The organism is Caulobacter sp. GW821-FHT12A07 (genome assembly GCF_058807655.1).
Genome location: NZ_JBXAQX010000006.1, coordinates 287998 through 304996, shown reverse-complemented (window position 1 = coordinate 304996; position 16999 = coordinate 287998). Strand labels below are relative to the sequence as shown.

At 72.2% G+C, this 16999-nt stretch carries 9 protein-coding genes; 7 read left to right on the top strand and 2 right to left on the bottom strand.

Features of this window, described 5'->3' with window-relative positions:
* The first annotated feature begins 78 nt into the window (after positions 1–78).
* From bcsA to AC1RRS_RS15140, 6 genes are all read left to right on the top strand, one after another.
* Complete coding sequence (gene bcsA, locus AC1RRS_RS15165) at positions 79–4467, top strand: UDP-forming cellulose synthase catalytic subunit (RefSeq protein WP_492855864.1); 4389 nt, start codon at positions 79–81, stop codon at positions 4465–4467.
* Positions 4468–4481: 14 nt separating this feature from the next.
* Positions 4482–8429: a cellulose synthase subunit BcsC-related outer membrane protein gene (locus AC1RRS_RS15160; RefSeq protein WP_492855863.1), complete on the top strand. Its 3948-nt coding sequence runs from the start codon at positions 4482–4484 to the stop codon at positions 8427–8429.
* On the top strand, positions 8426–8893 hold the full coding sequence (bcsD, locus tag AC1RRS_RS15155; RefSeq protein WP_492855862.1) for a cellulose biosynthesis protein BcsD: 468 nt from the start codon (positions 8426–8428) through the stop codon (positions 8891–8893). Before AC1RRS_RS15160 ends, bcsD begins: the two co-directional genes overlap by 4 nt.
* A 7-nt stretch (positions 8894–8900) precedes the next feature.
* Positions 8901–9911 carry a family 8 glycosyl hydrolase gene (locus tag AC1RRS_RS15150; protein ID WP_492855861.1) on the top strand — a complete coding sequence of 337 codons (1011 nt, stop codon included), beginning with the start codon at positions 8901–8903 and terminating at the stop codon, positions 9909–9911.
* Between the two features lie 31 nt (positions 9912–9942).
* Entirely contained in the window at positions 9943–10269 is a 327-nt protein-coding gene (locus AC1RRS_RS15145) for a hypothetical protein (RefSeq protein ID WP_492855860.1), read from the top strand.
* Positions 10270–10447: 178 nt separating this feature from the next.
* Positions 10448–12649, top strand: a complete 2202-nt coding sequence (locus AC1RRS_RS15140) for a WD40/YVTN/BNR-like repeat-containing protein (RefSeq protein WP_492855859.1) — start codon at positions 10448–10450, stop codon at positions 12647–12649.
* A 13-nt stretch (positions 12650–12662) separates the two neighbouring features.
* Here the strand turns inward: AC1RRS_RS15140 and AC1RRS_RS15135 are convergent, their stop codons facing one another.
* Together AC1RRS_RS15135 and AC1RRS_RS15130 are read right to left on the bottom strand one after the other, a co-directional pair.
* Complete coding sequence (locus tag AC1RRS_RS15135) at positions 12663–13667, bottom strand: AraC-like ligand-binding domain-containing protein (protein WP_492855858.1); 1005 nt, start codon at positions 13665–13667, stop codon at positions 12663–12665.
* Complete coding sequence (locus AC1RRS_RS15130) at positions 13668–14975, bottom strand: MFS transporter (RefSeq protein ID WP_492855857.1); 1308 nt, start codon at positions 14973–14975, stop codon at positions 13668–13670.
* Positions 14976–15742: 767 nt separating this feature from the next.
* Between AC1RRS_RS15130 and AC1RRS_RS15125 the strand changes: the two genes are divergently transcribed.
* Positions 15743–16972: an OmpA family protein gene (locus AC1RRS_RS15125; protein ID WP_492855856.1), complete on the top strand. Its 1230-nt coding sequence runs from the start codon at positions 15743–15745 to the stop codon at positions 16970–16972.
* The last annotated feature ends 27 nt before the right edge of the window (positions 16973–16999 follow it).

The window sequence follows — 16999 nt, the reverse complement described above, 5'->3', positions numbered from 1 at the left end:
AAGCTTGACTGTTCGAACGAGAGATCCAGCGACGATGACCGCAGCGCGGCCTGGGCCGTCGACCGGAGGGTTGGGCCGATGGACGCTGTGACGTCGCCTTCTGCTTCGGGGCCGGCTTCAGGGTCGCTGCTGGCGCGGCTGGTCTCGCGCGTGGGCGTCGCGCTGCTGATCGCCGCCGTCCTGGCGGTGGCGCTCGTCGCGATCGTCATCCCGCTCAGCTTCAAGGACCAGGCGCTGTTCGCGCTGGCGACCATCGTCGGGGTGATCGCGGCCAATCGCCTGTCGCAGTCCAAGCACCTGACCATTGCCTTGTGCGTGGTCTCGGTGATCGTCAGCACCCGCTATCTGTGGTGGCGCACGACCGAGACCCTGCATTTCCGCAATCTCGGCGAGGCCTTCTTCGGCACGGGCCTTTACCTGGCCGAGATCTACGCCTGGCTGATCCTGCTGCTCGGCTACCTGCAGACCGCCTGGCCGTTGCAACGGCCGGTGCGGCCGATCACCGGCGCGCCGGCGTCCTGGCCCAGGGTCGACGTCTACATCCCGACCTACAACGAGAGCCTGGAGATCGTGCAGGACACGGTGCTGGCGGCGCTGGGCATGGATTACCCGCGCGACCGGTTCAAGGTGTACCTGCTGGACGACGGCCGCCGACCCGAGTTCAAGGCCTTCGCCGAGAAGGCCGGCGCGATCTACATGACCCGGCCCGACAACTTCGGGGCCAAGGCCGGCAATCTCAATCACGCCCTGGGCCAGACCGAGGCCGAGCTGGTCTGCATCTTCGACTGCGACCACATCCCCACGCGCGCCTTCCTGCAGATGACCGTCGGCTGGTTCCAGGAGGACGCGCGCCTGGCCCTGCTGCAGACGCCGCACCACTTCTATTCGCCCGACCCGGTGCAGCGGAACATCCAGACGGTGAAGGACATCCCCGGCGAGGGCGACCTCTTCTACGGCGTGGTCCAGCCGGGCAACGACCTGTGGAACGCCGCCTTCTTCTGCGGCTCCTGCGCCATCATCCGTCGCGCGGCCCTGGAGGAGACCCACGGCTTCGCGCACGAGACCGTCACCGAGGACGCCCACACCGCGCTGAAGCTGCAACGCCGGGGCTGGAACACGGCCTTCCTGGAAATCCGGCTGTCGGCGGGCCTGGCGACCGAGCGCCTAGCTTTGCACATCGGCCAGCGCATCCGCTGGGCGCGCGGCATGACCCAGATCTTCCGGATCGACAATCCCCTGTTCGGCAAGGGTTTGAGCGTCGCCCAACGGCTCTGTTACCTGAATGCGATGCTGCACTTCCAGTTTCCGCTGCCGCGCATCGTGTTCCTGACCTCGCCGCTGGTCTTCCTGCTGCTGGGGTTCAACATCATCAGCGCCTCGGCCCCGATGATCCTGGCCTACGCCCTGCCGCACCTGGTGCACTCGATCGTCACCAACAACCGCATGCAGGGCGAGGAACGCATGGCGTTCTGGGGCGAGATCTACGAGACCCTGCTGGCCTTCCACCTGCTGGGGCCGACGATCGTCACCCTGTTCGCGCCCAAGCACGGCAAGTTCAACGTCACCGACAAGGGCGGCCGGCTGGAGAAGGGCTATTTCGACTGGTCGCTGATGTGGCCGCACATCGTGGTCGCGGGCCTGCTGATCGCCGGCCTCTGCTTCGCCATGTGGCGGCTGGCGACGGCCGAGCCGGACTTCGTGCTGGTCGGCACCCTGGTGCTCAACGCCTTCTGGACCCTGTTCAGCCTGCTGGTGCTGCTGACCGCCATCGCCGTCGGCCGCGAGACCCGGCAGGTGCGCCAGCATGTCCGCATCGAGGCCTCCCTGCCCGCCCGCCTGCGGCTGACCAACGGAGAGGTGCTGGAAGTCCAGACCCTGGAGGTCTCGATGGGCGGCCTGTCGGCGATCATTCCCGACGGCTTCTGGGGCGACGAGCGCCAGCTCGACACGGTCGAGTTCCTGCAGGACGAGCGCGCCCGTCCGTTCAAGGCGCGGTCCATCATGTTCGACAAGGGGGTCCTGAGAGTGCAGTTCCTGCCGCTCGGCTTCGCCGAACGCCGCGACCTGGTGCGCAACGTCGTCGGCCGCGCCGACGCCTGGGTGCCCAACGCCCACTGGGCGCCGGTGCGTCCCCTGGCCGCCCTGGCGGGCCTGGTCCGGGCCAGCGCCAGCATCCTGTTCTGGTGGCGGGCGGCCAAGCCCGCGGCCCTTGCGCCGCGCTCGCGCACGGGCGGCGGACCCGACGGCGGCCGGGCGGCGGTGATCGTCGCGGGCCTGCTGCTGGCCGGCGGCCTGGGCTGGAGCGGGCAGGCGAGGGCGCAGGATCCCGCGCCCGTCGCGGCGGCGCCGTCCGGCTCGACCCGCGTGCTGACCCTCAAGGATCTCGGTTTTGGCCAGTCCCTGCGCCTGCGCGGCGTGCAGGGCGAGGCCGGCGTCGACTTCACCCTGCGCCGCGACGAGGTGGTGACCGCCGCCCGTCTCGTCGTCTCGGGCGCCTATTCGCCGTCGCTGCTGGGCGACCTGTCGCAGCTGGCCGTGACCCTGAACGGCGAGCCGGCCGGCGCGGTCATGCTGACCCCCGACCGGGCGGCCGGAACCGAGTGGTCGATCCCGATCGATCCGGCCCTGTTCCTGCGCGACAACAATCTGAACCTCCGCTTCATCGGCCACTACACCCGCGCCTGCGAGGACCCGCAGCATTCGTCGCTGTGGATGACGCTCAGCAACCAGCGCTCGCGCCTGGAGCTGACGGTCTCACGCCTGCCGGCGAGCCCGGACCTGGCGATGCTGCCCGGGCCGTTCTTCGACAAGGGCGGCGGCAAGCTGGTGCTGCCATTCGTGTTCGCCGAGACCCCCTCCGACGCGGTGCTGCGCGGGGCGGGGGCGGCGGCCTCCTATTTCGGCATGCGGGCCAGCTATCGCGGCTTTGCCTTCCCGACCCTGATCGGCGCCCTGCCGCAGGGCGAGGGCGTGGTGTTCGGCCAGTCGGGCCAGACGATCGGCGGCCTGACCTTGCCGCAGGTGAACGGCCCGACCCTGGCCGTGGTCGCCAACCCCCAGGCCCCCGACCATCGCCTTCTGCTGGTGATCGGCCGCGACACCTCCGAGATCCGCCGCGCGGCCCTGGCGCTCAGCATCTCGCAGGGCGGGCTGAACGGCGCCATGGCCCAGGTCGACACCGCCCTGATCGCCCCGCGCGCGGCCTATGACGCCCCGCGCTGGCTGCGCATGGATCGTCCGGTCCGCCTGGGCGAGCTGGTCGACGCCCAGCTTCTGCAGGCGCCGGGCCTGTCGCCGGCCCCGGTGTCCGTGCCGTTCCGCGTCGCGCCCGATCTCTTCCTGTGGCCGGTGCAGGGCGCGCCGCTGCGCGTGCGCTACCGCTATCCGAAGGGGCCGTGGTTCGACCGCGAGCAGTCGCGCCTGGACGTGTCGCTGAACGGCCAGTACCTGCGCTCCTACCGGCTGAGCGCCCAGGACCGCACGGCCGAGGTGCGTGGCCTGTTCAACCGCTTCGCCCGCAACGAGCACAGCCTGGACCTGCCGCCCTACCTGCTGTTCGGCGCCAGCCAGCTGCAGTTCTATTTCGACATCAAGAGCAACAAGACCGGGGCCTGCCAGGGCCAGCTGCCGACCAACGTCCACAGCGGCATAGACCCGGACACCTCGATCGACCTCAGCGGCGGACGTCACTTCGCGGCCCTGCCGAACCTGGCCTTCTTCGCCAGCGCCGGCTTTCCGTTCACCCGCAACGCCGACCTCGACAAGACCACCGTCGTGCTCGACGCCAATCCCGGAGCGGCCGACATCGAGGCCTATCTGGCGCTGATGGGCCGGTTCGGCGACGTCACCGGCGCGCCGGTCACCCGGGTGGCGATCGCGCGCGACGCCGACGCGGCCGCGCTGAAGGGCCGCGACGTGCTGCTGATCGGCCGTCCCGACATGGTCCGCCGGTTCGGGGCGCTGTTCGCCGGCGCGCCGGTGCGCTTCGAGGACGACCGCCTGCGCCTGAAGCTGGCCGCGCCGATCGAGCGGCTGTTCCTGATGGCCGACGGCGAGGCCTCGGCCGGCCGCGACCACGCCGACGACCTGCTGGTGGCCGGCGAGGGCTTCGAGGGCCTGGTCAGCTTCCGCTCGCCCTTCGATCGCGGCCGGGCGGTGGTGGCCGTGCTGGCCAGCGACCCGACCCGCCTGCCGGCGGTGGTGGCCCGTCTCGACGACCCGGCCCAGAACGCCCGCATCCAGGGCGACCTGGCCATCGTCACCGAGGAGGGCTTCTCCAGCTTCCAGGTCGGCAAGGTGTTCCACACCGGCGACCTGCCCTGGTGGGTCTACGGCATGTGGTGGCTCAGCCAGCGGCCGCTGCTGCTGGCGCTGTCGATCTTCGGCGTCGGCCTGGCCCTGTCGTTCCCGCTCATCGTCGCGCTGAAGGCCATCGCGCGACGCCGTCTCGAAGGTAGCGCCAAGTGAAGTCCCTGCGTCGCATGTCCGTGGAAGCCGCCCTGGCCGCCATCCTGCTGGCGGGCGGGACGGCCTCCGTCGCCCAGGCGCAGAGCGGAAGCGCCGCGGTCGGCGCCCTGGTGCGCCAGGGCGACTTCTGGAGCCAGAAGGGCCGCAAGGACCTGGCGGCCGACGCCTACAAGCGCGCCCTGGCGGCCGATCCCAACAACGCGGCGGCCAAGCGGGGTCTCGCGGCCCTCGACGCGCCGGGCGGCGGGGCGAAAGCGCCCGTGGGCGGAACTTCGGCCGGCGGCGCCGACCTGGCCAAGGCCCGGGGCCTGGCCCAGCGGGGCGAGAACGCGGCCGCCGCGGCGGCCTACCGCCAGGCGTTCGGTGGTTCCACGCCGCCCGACGCCGTCGCGCTGGAATACTATCAGACCCTGGCCGGCGCGCCGGGCGGCGTCGCCCAGGCCCAGACGGGTCTGCGGGCGCTGTCGGCCCGCAAGCCGGGCGACCAGAACGTGCAGCTGGCGCTCGGCCAGGCCCTGACCTATCGCGAGGGCACCCGCCGCGAGGGCGTGGCCCTGCTGGCCCGCCTGGCGGGCGGCGGCGGTTCCGTCGCCGGCAAGGCCGCCAGCGCCTGGCGCCAGGCCCTGACCTGGATGGACGAGAGCCCGCGCAACGCCGACCTGTTCGGCGACTACCTGGCGGCCCGTCCCAACGACGCCGAGATCTCGCGCAAGCTGGCCGCGGCCCGCACCGCGCCCAAGGCTCCGGCCGCTGCGGCCGTCGATCCGTCGGCGGGCGACCGGGCCAAGGGCTTCGAGGCCTTGCAGGGCGGCGACGTCGCCGAGGCCGAACGGCGCTTCCAGGCGGCCCTGGCCCGCCGCGCGGGCGACGCCGACGCCCTGGGCGGGCTGGGCCTCGTGCGGCTCCAGGCCCAGCGGTTCGGCGAGGCCGCCGACCTTCTGGGACGGGCCAGCCGGTCCAACCCGGCCAGCGCCGGCCGCTGGAAGGAGGCCCTGACCAGCGCCCGCTTCTACGCCGGCCTGCAGGACGCCCAGGCCGCCCTCGACCAGGGCCAGGTGATCAAGGCCGAGCAGACGCTGCGGCCGCTGACCGCCGAGACCTATCCCGACCGGCTGCTGGCGCGCGGCCTGCTGGCCGAGGCGCTGCGCCGCCAGGGCAAGGCGGCCGAGGCCGAGAGCGCCTATCGCGCCGTGCTGGCGGCCGCGCCCAACCAGGCCGAGGCCCAGCAGGGGCTGGTCCAGGTGCTGCTCGACCAGGGCCGCACGGCCGAGGCCGACGCCGTGGCGGCCGCTTCGCCGGCCCTGCAGCCCGACGCCAGCGGCCAGAACGTGCTGCGCGGCCGCATCGACCACGAGCGCGCCAGCCAGCTGTGGGCCAACGGCGACCTGTCGGGCGCCAACGCCGCCTTCGAGAGCGCCCTGGCCGCCGCCCCGTCCGATCCCTGGGTGCGGCTCGACTTCGCCCGCTTCCTGGCCGGCCAGGGCGAGGCCCAGGCCGCCGAGGGGCTGATGGCCCCGGTCGGCGCCGGAACCCAACCCGAGCAGATCCACGCCGCCGCCGTCTTCGCCGACCAGCAGGGCCGTCCGTCCGAGGCCCTGGCCCTGCTCGACCGCGCGCCCGTGGGCAAGATGACGCCGGAAATGACCGCCCTGCGCGGCCGGCTCGAGATCGACGCCGCCATCGACCAGGCCAGACAGGGCGGCGGCGTCGCCTCGTTGCGCGCCCTGGCCGCCCGTCCGGCGCTGCCGGTCGCGGCGCAGGGCCGCCTGGCCTCGGCGCTCTACGACCTGGGCGACCGCCAGACCGCCCTGGCCATGGCCCAGCGCACCCTTGTGGAGGGCGTCACCGAGGCGCCGGCCGGCTATGACGGCATGGTCGCGGTGCTGGCCAAGGCCGGGCGCGACGCCGAGGCCGCCGCCATCATCCGCCAGGCTTCTTCGCGTTCCGGCGCTTCGCCGGACGGGGTTCGAGCGGTCGCCGACCTGACCGCCACCCTCGGGGCCGAGCGGGCCGACCGCCTGCGCCAGGCCGGCGATCTGGCCAGCGCCTTCGACGTGCTGTCGGCCGCCTTCGCGGTGGCCCCCCGCAACACCCGCCTGCTGGCTCCGCTGGGCCGCGTCTACCAGGACGGCCGGATGTACGACGAGGCCGCCCAGGCCTTCGCCGTCCTGCTGCGCGCCAAGCCCGGCGACAAGGAGGCCCTGATCGGCCTGGCCGACGCCTCGGCCGCCAAGGGCGACGTGGCGAGCGCCCGCCGCACGCTCGCCCAGGCCATCGCCGCCAGCCCGCGCGACGCCGACCTCTATCTCGCCTCGGCCCGGGTCGAGCGCCAGGCCGGCGACGAGAAGGCGGCGCTGGAGGCCCTGCGCATGGCCCGCACCCTGCGCGAGCGGCGGCCGACCTTCGGCTCGGGTCTCGACGCCGTGCTGGCGCCGGGTGGCTCCAACGCCACCCCGGGCGGCGGCCTCGGCCCCAATCCGTTCACGGCCGGCGGCGTTCCAGCGCGGGCGGCGGTGCTGCCGGTGGCGGCCGGCCGATACGACCTGATGACCTCGGCCGCCGCCGCGCCCCTTACCGGCGTCGATATCGCGTCCGGCGGCGACCAACTGGCCGGCGTGCTGACCCCAGCGGCGCCCGCGCCGACCGCCCAAACGGCCGCCGAACGCGGCTTCGCCGGCGTCGCCTTCCCGTTCACCGGCCGCAACGGCCGCGCGGGCGAGGCCGCCTCGCCGCGTCCCACGTCCACCGTCTCGCCGTCGCCGGGCAATCCGTTCGTGGCTCCGGCCGCGCGCGACCCGGTGGTCGGCGACATCGACCGCCAGATCGCCGAGATCACCGCCCGCACCGCCGCCGAGGTGTCCGGCTCGGCCCAGATCCGCGCCCGCTCGGGCGAGGCGGGCCTGGGGCGGCTGCACGAGCTGTCGGCCAGGGCGTCGGCCTCGGCGTCGTTGGGCGAGGTGCGGTTCACCGCCTCGATCTCGCCGGTCAGCATCGACGGCGGCACGCCCTCGGGCTCGGCCGAGCAGCGCTACGGCGCCAACCAGATCATCAACGCCCGCGCCATCGTCGGCGCCTTCGCGCCGGTCTACGCCGCCGCCCCGCCGCAGAGCGCCTCGGGGGCGGCGATCAACCTGGCCATGGCGGCGGGACCCCTGTCGGCCGACATCGGCACGACCCCGATCGGCTTCGGCGACATCGACGTCACCGGCGGCGTGGCGTTCTCGCCGCGCCTGGGGGCCAACGGCCAGGGCAAGCTGTGGATCGAGCGCCGCCCGGTCACCGACAGCGTCGCAGCCTATGCCGGGGCCCGCGACCCGGTCACCGGCCAGCGCTGGGGCCGCGTCATGCGCACCGGCGGCGGGGTCAGCCTGTCCTACGACGATGGCGCCTCGGGGCTCTATGGCGACGCCAGCTACGGCCACTACGACGGCGAGCACGTGGCCGACAACGACAGCTACCAGGTCAATCTGGGCGGCTACATCCGTCCGTATCGCCGCGGCGAAACCGAGGTGCAGGTCGGCTTCAACCTCAACCAGCAGGGTTTCGACAACAACCAGAACTTCTTCAGCCTGGGCCACGGCGGCTATTTCAGCCCCAAGTCGTTCACCAGCCTGACCGCGCCGATCAGCGTCACCGGCCGCCAGGGGCCGTGGAAGTTCAAGGGCGCGATCGCGCCGGGCTACCAGACCTACAACCAGGCCGGGGCGGCCTATTTCCCGATGGACGTCGCCTTGCAGACCGAGCTCAACACCCTGGCGTTGGCCGACAGCGACGTCTTCCCGCGCTATCTGGCGGAAAGCGCCAGCGGCTTTGGCATATCGGGCGGGCTGTCGGCCGATTACCAGTTCCGGCCCGGCGCCAGCATCGGCGGGGCCGTCAACTTCAACACCTTCGGCGTCTACAACGAGACCGCCGTCAGCGTGGGCGTGAAGCAGACCCTGGGCGGGGAGGGCGGCCGATGAGCGGAGATGACGCCCGGGCCAGAGACCTCGACTACCTGAACCGCCGCCGCGTCAGCCCGCAGTGGTCGCCGTTCCTGGCGGCCCTGGCCGGGGAACTGACCGCCGTCGCCGACCCGACCGCCGCCCGGCGCTTCCTGCGGGCCACGGGCGAGCGCATGGCCCGCCGCTTCGCCCTGCCGACCGTCGAGACGCTCGACGAGCTGGAGACGCAGCTCAATGTCGTGCTCGGCGGGATGGACTGGGGCTGGACCCGGCTGGCGGCGGCGGACGATCATATCCTCATCACCCATGGGGCCTGTCCCAATGCGCTCGACGACGACGACAGGCGGGCATGGCCGCCGCTCATGGCCGAGGTTCTGGCGGGGGCCTACGGCGCCTGGCTCGCCGCCCAGGGCAGCCCCGGCGGCGTCACCACCTGCCGCGATCCTTCGGCTTCGCCGCTGGTGTTCGAGCACCGGGTCTAGGCTGCTGATGGCGGTGGTGATCGCCGCGACCGGAGCCTCGGGCGCCTGCGCCAGGCCGCCCGCCGAGGGCTGGGCCGCGTTCAAGGCCGCCTATGTCCAGCCCGACGGCCGCACGATCGATCCCGAGAACGGCGGCGTCAGCCACAGCGAGAGCCAGGGCTACACGATGCTGCTGGCCGAGGGCCACGGCGACCGCGAGACCTTCGACCGGGCGTGGAACTGGACCCGGACCAACCTGGTCCAAAAGAACGCGCCGCTGCTGGCCTGGCGCTACGACCCCCGCGCGAGGCCGCCCGTCGCCGACCAGAACAACGCCGCCGACGGCGACGTCCTGGCGGCCTGGGCGCTGCTGCGGGCCGGGCGGCGCTGGCGCGACGACGGCTACCTCGTCGCCTCCAAGGCCATCCGCGACGCCATCGCCGAGCGGCTGGTGGTCGAGGTCGGCGGGCGCACGGTGCTGCTGCCAGGGCTGGAGGGTTTTCGCGGCCCGGCCGGAGTGATCGTCAACCCGTCCTATTTCATCCTGCCGGCCTTCCAGGACTTCGCATCCGCCGACGGGGCCGAGGCGCCGTGGCGGACCCTGATCGCCGACGGCGTGACCCTGGCGCGCGACGGCCGGTTCGGACCCCGGAAGGTTCCGCCCGACTGGCTGCTGGTGCGTCCCGACGGCAGCCTGGCGCCGGCCCCGGACAAGCCGCCGCTGTTCGGTTTCGACGCCATCCGGGCGCCGCTCTACCTGGCCTGGGGCGGCCAGGATTCGCTCGCGGCGGAGACCGCGGACTACTGGCGCGGAAACATTCAAGCCCAAAAAAGGCCGCCGGCATGGGTCAATATGTCCGACGGTCATGAAGCCGACTTTCCGTTATCTAGCGGGGGTGTCGACATCGCCGCCCTGGCGCTGAACGACCCGTCGATCCAGAGGCTTCGGGGGACGCCGCCGGATCGCACGTACTACTCGTCCGCCCTCGTCCTGCTCGCCGAAATGGCGGGGAAGGAAAGGCGGGCCAGACGACCTTGAACCCCGAACCGCCTTGCGGTGGAGCCACGACATGTCCGGCGACGTCAACCGCCTCTTCTCGATGATCAACCAGATCAATCTGCCGTATCAGATCTTCGAGACGGCGGAGACCGAGGCCGATTTCGAACCCGAGCCCGGGCGCCCCTCGCTGCAGGCCGAGGCCGAAGCCATGGTCCGCGCGCTGGAAGGCTTCTTCGGCTGCCCGCCGGCCGCCGCCAACGAAGACGTCGTCGCCTGCGACATCGGCTTCCTGCAAGCCTACGCCGAAAAGCCCGCGCCGGTTTCCGCCGCCGCCAGCACGCAGCCGGGCGACAACCGGCTCTCGGACATCTTCAAGCGCATGCGCGAACGGGCCTGAGGCCGGCGCCTCTCCGCGCCTCCCCGCGACGGCGGAATCCAAGCTGACGCCCTTATCCCCATAACCGTGAAATCCCGTATTGTAGGATTAATCGTCTTCAGTATGGTAGCGCTCACAATATCAAGGACGACCCCGGCTCCGGCCCGAGGATCGTCCAGAGCGCAGCGGGGGAAACCAGATGTTCTTCGATCGGATGAAGCCTGTCCTGGGGCCGGCCCTGGGCGGCGCGGCCCTGGCCCTGATGCTGGCCGTGGGCGGCCCGGCGACCCAGGCCCGCGCGGCCGACCAGCCCTACGCCTGGGCCAGCGTGCCCTATGGCGCGGGCGGCTATATCGACGGTTTCGTCTATCACCCGCGCGAGAAGGGCCTGCTCTACGCCCGCACCGACGTCGGCGGCGCCTATCGCTACGACTACGCGGCCAAGCGCTGGATCCCGCTGCTCGACCACCTGCCGCGCGAGGACGCCGACCTGATGGGCGTGCTGAGCCTGGCGGTCGATCCGGCCGATCCCAACAAGCTCTATGCGGTCTGCGGCCTCTATCTGCAGGACTGGGGGCGCAAGGGCGCCGTGCTGCGCTCCGACGACCGCGGCGCGACCTGGAAGAAGACCGAGCTGCCGATCCGGGTGGGCGGCAACGCCGACGGCCGTGGCGCGGGCGAGCGGCTGATGGTCGATCCCAGCGACCCGAAGACCATCTGGTTCGGCTCCAACCAGGACGGGCTTTGGCGCAGCACAGACAGCGGTGTCAGCTTCACCAAGGTCGCCGTCTCGCCTGCGCGGGCGATCAATCTGGTGATCTTCGAGCCGAAGAGCGGCGACCTCTATGTCGGCGGGGCCGACGGCAAGGGCGGGCTGTTCGTCAGCCATGATCGCGGCGCCTCGTTCCAGCCAGTGGCGGGCGCGCCGGCCCAGCTGCCGCAGCGGGCCGTGTTCGCTCCCGACGGAACGCTCTACGTCGCCTTCGCCGAGGGGGACGGAAGCGCTTTCGCCGTCAATCCCAGCCACGCCAAGGGCGGCAGCGTGCAGAAGCGCGACCCGGCCTCGGGCAAGTGGCGCGACATCTCCCCGCTGAAGGGCGAGGCCCGCCAGGGCGGCTTCTCGGGGATCGACGTCGGGCCGGACGGCGCGCTGGTGGTCTCGACCCTGGACCGCTGGTGGCCCAACGACGACATCTTCGTCTCGCGCGACGGCGGAGCCAAGTGGAGCGCGCTCAGCCGCCAGGCCGGCTTTTCGGCCGGGGCCTATCCGTGGCTGGCCGAGACCAATCCCGAGCGCAAGATGGGCGGCTGGATCTCGGCCCTGCGGGTCAATCCGTTCAACGCCGACGAGCTGATCTACGGCCACGGCGGCGGCCTGTGGATGAGCCGCAACCTCACCGCCGCCGGCGGCGACGCACCAGTGGCGCTGGACGCCCGGATCGACAATCTGGAAGAGGGCGCGGTCACCCAACTGGTGTCGCCCACCGGCGGGGCGACCCTGCTGGCGGCCATGGGCGACACCGCCGGGGCGGCCTGGGACGATGTCGCCCGTCCGCCCGCCAACGGCCTTTTCCGCCCCAACACCGAGAGCAACTGGAGCGTCGACTACGCCGGCCAGAAGCCCGGCTATATCGTCCGCACCGCCAACGGCAAGGCCAACGCCTTCTACTCCACCAGCGGCGGCGCCGACTGGCGGCCGATGCCGGCCCAGCCCTACAAGGTCCCCGGCGAAGGCCAGCCCTGGCGCGGGCCGGGCGCGATCGCGGTGTCGGCCAAGGGCTCGGCCCTGCTTTGGGCGCCCGAGAAGGACGTCGGCTACGCCTCGCTCGACGGCGGCAAGACCTGGACGGCCTCGGCCGGCTGGCCCGCCGCCGGCGACCAGACCCTGGTTCCGGTCGCCGACAAGGTGGTCGAGCGGGTGTTCTACGTGCACGACCGGGCCGGCGGCCGCGTGCTGGTCAGCGTCGACGGCGGCCTGACCTTCACGCCGATCGCCTCGGGCCTGCCGGCGACCCAGCACTGGGACCGCGCCCAGCTGGCCGTCGTGCCGACCCGGATGCGCGACCTGTGGATCGCCCTACCGTCGGGCCTGCTGCATTCGCGCGACGCCGGCGCGCCGTTCAAGCCGGCCCGCAAGGTCGACGCGGCCTGGTCGGTCAGCTTCGGCGCGCCCAGGGAGAAGGACGGCTACCCGGCGGTCTATCTCTACGGCAAGGTCGACGGGCGTGGCGGCCTGTGGCGCTCGGACGACGAGGGCGCGTCCTGGACGCGGATCAACGACGACGCCCACCAATTCGGCGACATCCAGGGCGTGGCCGGGGACCTGCTGGAATACGGCGTCGTCTACATCGCCCCGCACGGTCGCGGCGTGCTGGTCGGGCGACCGCCAAAGGCGCCGTAAGGCGCCTCGCGGTCTAGTCCAGCTCGTTCAGCCAGCCTTCCCAGCGCCGCTTGGCCAGGTCGGGGTCGTTGCGGGGCTTGTCGCCCACGGCCTCGCGATAGGCCTGCAGGCCGGCGCCATAGACCTCGGCGAACAGCCGCTCCATCTGCGGGACGCCGCCGAAGCCGAGGCGCTCGGCCAGTTCGTCCTCGCCCGGCGCCGCGTGGCCCTGGGCGTCGAGCACGGCGCGCAGGGCGTCCAGGCGGATCAGCTGGATGAACCGCGCCACCCCGCCCTGCTTGTCGAACAGCCGGTAGAGCGACGAGCGCGAGATGCCGGCCCCGGCGCTGATGGCGTCGACCGACAGGGCCTTGTCGGCCAGGCGGGGCAGGACGAAGCGGCGCACGCTCTCGCGGCGGGCCAGGTCGCGGCGCTGGTCCTCGCGGCCGGCGCGGGCCGCGTCGCCGCCGATCGACGACAGGATGTCGATGAAGGCCCGGCCCAGGGCGGGCAGGGCGGTCGGGGCCAGGCCGTCGCCGCGCCGGGCCAGGGACGAGAGGAAGTCGGCCAGGACCAGATTGTCCGGCGGGATCAGGATCTGGCCGTGCAGCCGTCCGGCCGGGCCGAGCGCCGCCTCGATCACGTCGCGGGCGATGCTGGCGGTCAGGATCACGGCGTCGCGGTGGTCGGTGCGCATCGGCCGGCGGGTGTCGAGCAGCACGCCTTCGCCTGGTCCCAGGGTCCGGGGCGGCCCCGGCGCGTCCAACCGCACCTCGCCCTCGACCACGTGGGTCAGGACGAAATGATCGAAGCCGTCGCCGGCGATCCGCTCGCGCCGGGCATGGACCACGCCCGACAGCCGGCGCTCGAACAGCAGGATCTTGTCCAGCCGCCAGGCCCGCACCTGGGCGAAGAACGGGCCTTCGCCGCGGCTGACGTCGGAGCCGCGCGAATAGAGGGTCGCATAGAGCGCGAAGGCCTCCTCGGCCGGGTGCTCGTCGCTCGAGAAATGGAAGCTGTCGGTCACTGAAGCAGACATCTAGGCGCGCGCCATCCCGCTCGTCTCTTGCGCCAGCCGCCGCCAGGGCTCCGCCCCGAGAAACGCGGCGAGCCCGGCCAGTGATCCCGCCGCCGTCATCACCGCCGCCAGGGCCATGGCCAGGCCGTGCGGTCCGGAGAACAATCGGTCGCTCAGCAGGCCGGTCAGCAGCGGGCCGAAACCCAGGCCCGCCACCGTGACGAAGGCCAGGTAGAGGCTGTTCATGGCCGGGCGCAGATGCGGCGGGCTGAGCGGCTGCAGGCCGGCCAGGGCCGCCAGGGCCGCGGCCCCGCCGCCGGCCGTGATCAGGAAAAGGGCGGCCGCCGCTGTCGCCGGCGAGCCGGCGCGGCTCAGCAGCAGGGCGCCGAGCACGGCGAGCAGGGCGCCGCCGGTCACGACCAGGGCCGGTCCGCCGCCGGCCTTGCGCCGCTGGTCCAGCAGCCAGCCGCCGCCCAGATGTCCGGCCGGGGCGGCGACCAGCACCACCAGGCCGGCCAGCAGGGCGCTGGCGGCCGGGGTGAGGCCGCAGGCGCGGTTGACGATCGACGGCGCCCAGGCCGCGGCGGCCTGCACCAGCAGGATCACCGCGCCGGCGGCCAGGAAATGCAGGCCAAGGCCCGCCGGCCGCGCGGCCAGATGGGCCAGCGCCTGGGTCAGGCCCTGTCCCCGGGGAACGGCCTCGTCGCGGCCGCGCACACGCCAGGCCAGCAGGGCGACCAGCACCAGATTGGGCAGGGTCAGCAGGAGGATGGCCGCGCGCCACGGCGCGTGACCGAAGGCCTGGAAGATCCCCGCCGAAAAGGCGCCCAGGGCCAGGCCCCCGGCCAGCAGGGCGCCGCTGCGGCCCATCGACGATCCCGAGGTGAACACCGACACCCAGCGCGACAGCCGGGCGGCGGGGGCCCCGGCCACGATCACGGCCAGGGCCGTCGGCGCGAACACCGCCTGGGCCAGGCCCAGCACCAGGCGCGAGGCGAACAGGGCGGCGTAGGTCTGGGCGAAGGCCATGGCCATGGTGGCCAGGGTCCAGAGGGCGGCGGATCCCGCCAGCAGCAGTCCGCGCGGCAGGCGGTGGCCGCGATGGCCGGTGACCAGGGTGGCGATGGTGTAGAGCGCCACGAAGGCGGGGCCTTGCAGCGCGCCCAGCTGGGTGTCGGTCAGCTGGAAGCCGGCCTTGAGGGCGGGGGCGTAGACGCTGGGCACGGCCCGGTCGACGAAGGCCATGAAATGGCCGGCGGCCAGCAGCAGGACGATTGGGAATTCGAGAAGCGGGCCTTCATCCGGGCCCTGCCGTACGCGCTCTGACATCGGGCTCTGAAAGCTTTCCGGGAGCGCACTGTTTCCCCCGCGCGAAGTCGTAGTTAACGCAACCGCATGTACTGTCCAGCCCTTCGCGGCGCGCCGTGTCGCGGAATGTTCCAGGTTTGGGACGCGACAATTCCCCGGAGCGGGTGCTAGCCGTCGCCCTCGAGCGCTTCCGTCGCATGGCGAGGGAAGCGACGAGCGTCTCCTGCGTTCTGGCCGGGCCCGTCGATCCCTCGATCCCCGCCGCAACGCTGCCGGGGGACGGCTCGACGTCGTCACGCACTCCACAAGCGGTCGGCGGCGTCGAGACGGACCCGACGAGATTTCGCCCGCGGCCGCGATGATCGGCGCCCGGACGACGACAGCCTTCGCCGCTTCCTCCAAGCGGTGAAGAGGAGAGGGTGGCCTGGCTGCAGGGTCGTGGGGGCGATCCGCGGCCCGGTCCGCGACCAGCGACGCGCATTCTGCGCCGCTGGTCGCCTCCCCGCTGATCAAACAGCGCTCACCATCCACCGTTCTGCCAATAATCGCCTGGGTTGATCTGGACGCTGATTGCGAACAAGGCGATTATTTCCCGGCTCGCGCGAAGACCGGCGCGAGGCGATCACGACGTCCGTGGACCGATCGTTTCAGAGGAGGTTCTGTCGAGATATCGACGAAACTCGCTCACTGTGGCGCCAGCGCCACAGCCGATTTGCGAGGTCACGCGTTTGTCGTCGTGGAAGCCGCCCCGCGGGGGGCGTCCTGGCTAATTTAAAGAGGGTTCTCACATGAAATTCGGGTTGCTGGCTGGCGTCGCAGCCGTCGCGCTTTGCGCGGCGTCAGGCGCCTCCGCCCAAAGCGCGTTGAGCGGATGGTACGTGGCCGGCGACGTCGGTTACCACTCGACCGAGGGCGTCGAAACGAGTTCGTCGGTGGACGCCTCCGACGGCCGTCCCTACGACTGGACCTTCTCGACCGACAAGGACTGGGCGGGCTTCGCGCGCCTCGGTTACCGTCTGTCGCCGAACTGGCGCGTCGAAGGCGAATACGGCTATCGCGGCGGCGACATCAAGGGCGTCCGCTCCGAGGACGGCTCGCGTCCGCAGCCGCTGGGTCTCTGCACCGCCGGTCCGATCCGCACGGTGACCAGCCCGACCTGCGGCGAGCCGAACGGCGAGCTGAAGGCCACCACCCTGATGGCCAACGTCATCTATGACTTCCTGCCCGACTCGTCCTGGCGTCCGTTCGTCGGCGTCGGCGTCGGTACGGCCTGGGTGCACAACAAGGTCTACGGCCAACTGAGCGGCGTGCCGACCGGCGCGGCGCCCTACCAGAACCTCAGCATCGACGACGTCGATCAGGCGTTCGCCTATCAAGGCCTGCTGGGTCTGGCCTGGGACATCACCCCGAACTGGTCGCTCGACCTGACGGGCCGCTACCTGACCGCCAAGAACGTCACCTGGGGTTCGGTCTCGACGAACGTGGGCGCGGCCGGTCCGGCCCCGACCTCGCTCGGCTACTTCGAAGGCGACTACAAGGACAGCTCGATCACCCTGGGTGTGCGCTACACCTTCGGCTCGCCGCCGCCCCCGCCGCCTCCGCCCCCGCCGCCGCCTCCCCCGCCGCCTCCGCCGCCCGAGCCCCCGGCTCCGCCGCCCCCGCCGCCGCCTCCGCCGGCCTACGAGGCCCGCGAGTTCGTGGTCTACTTCCCGTTCGATCAGTACGTGCTGACGCCGGAAGCCCAGGCCGTGGTGCAGCAGGCCGCTGACTACGCCAAGGGCGGCAACGCGACCAAGATCACGGTCGTGGGCCACACCGACACCTCGGGCTCGCCGAAGTACAACGTCCGCCTGTCGGAACGTCGTGCGAAGGCCGTGGCCGATGGTCTGGTCGGCGCCGGCGTCCCCGCCACGACCCTGGCGGTCGACTGGAAGGGTGAAAGCGCCCCGGCCGTCGCCACCGGCGACGGCGTGAAGGAACCGCTGAACCGTCGTTCGACGATCTCGATCAACTTCTAAGATCGGATCCCGGACGGAGGCTTCACG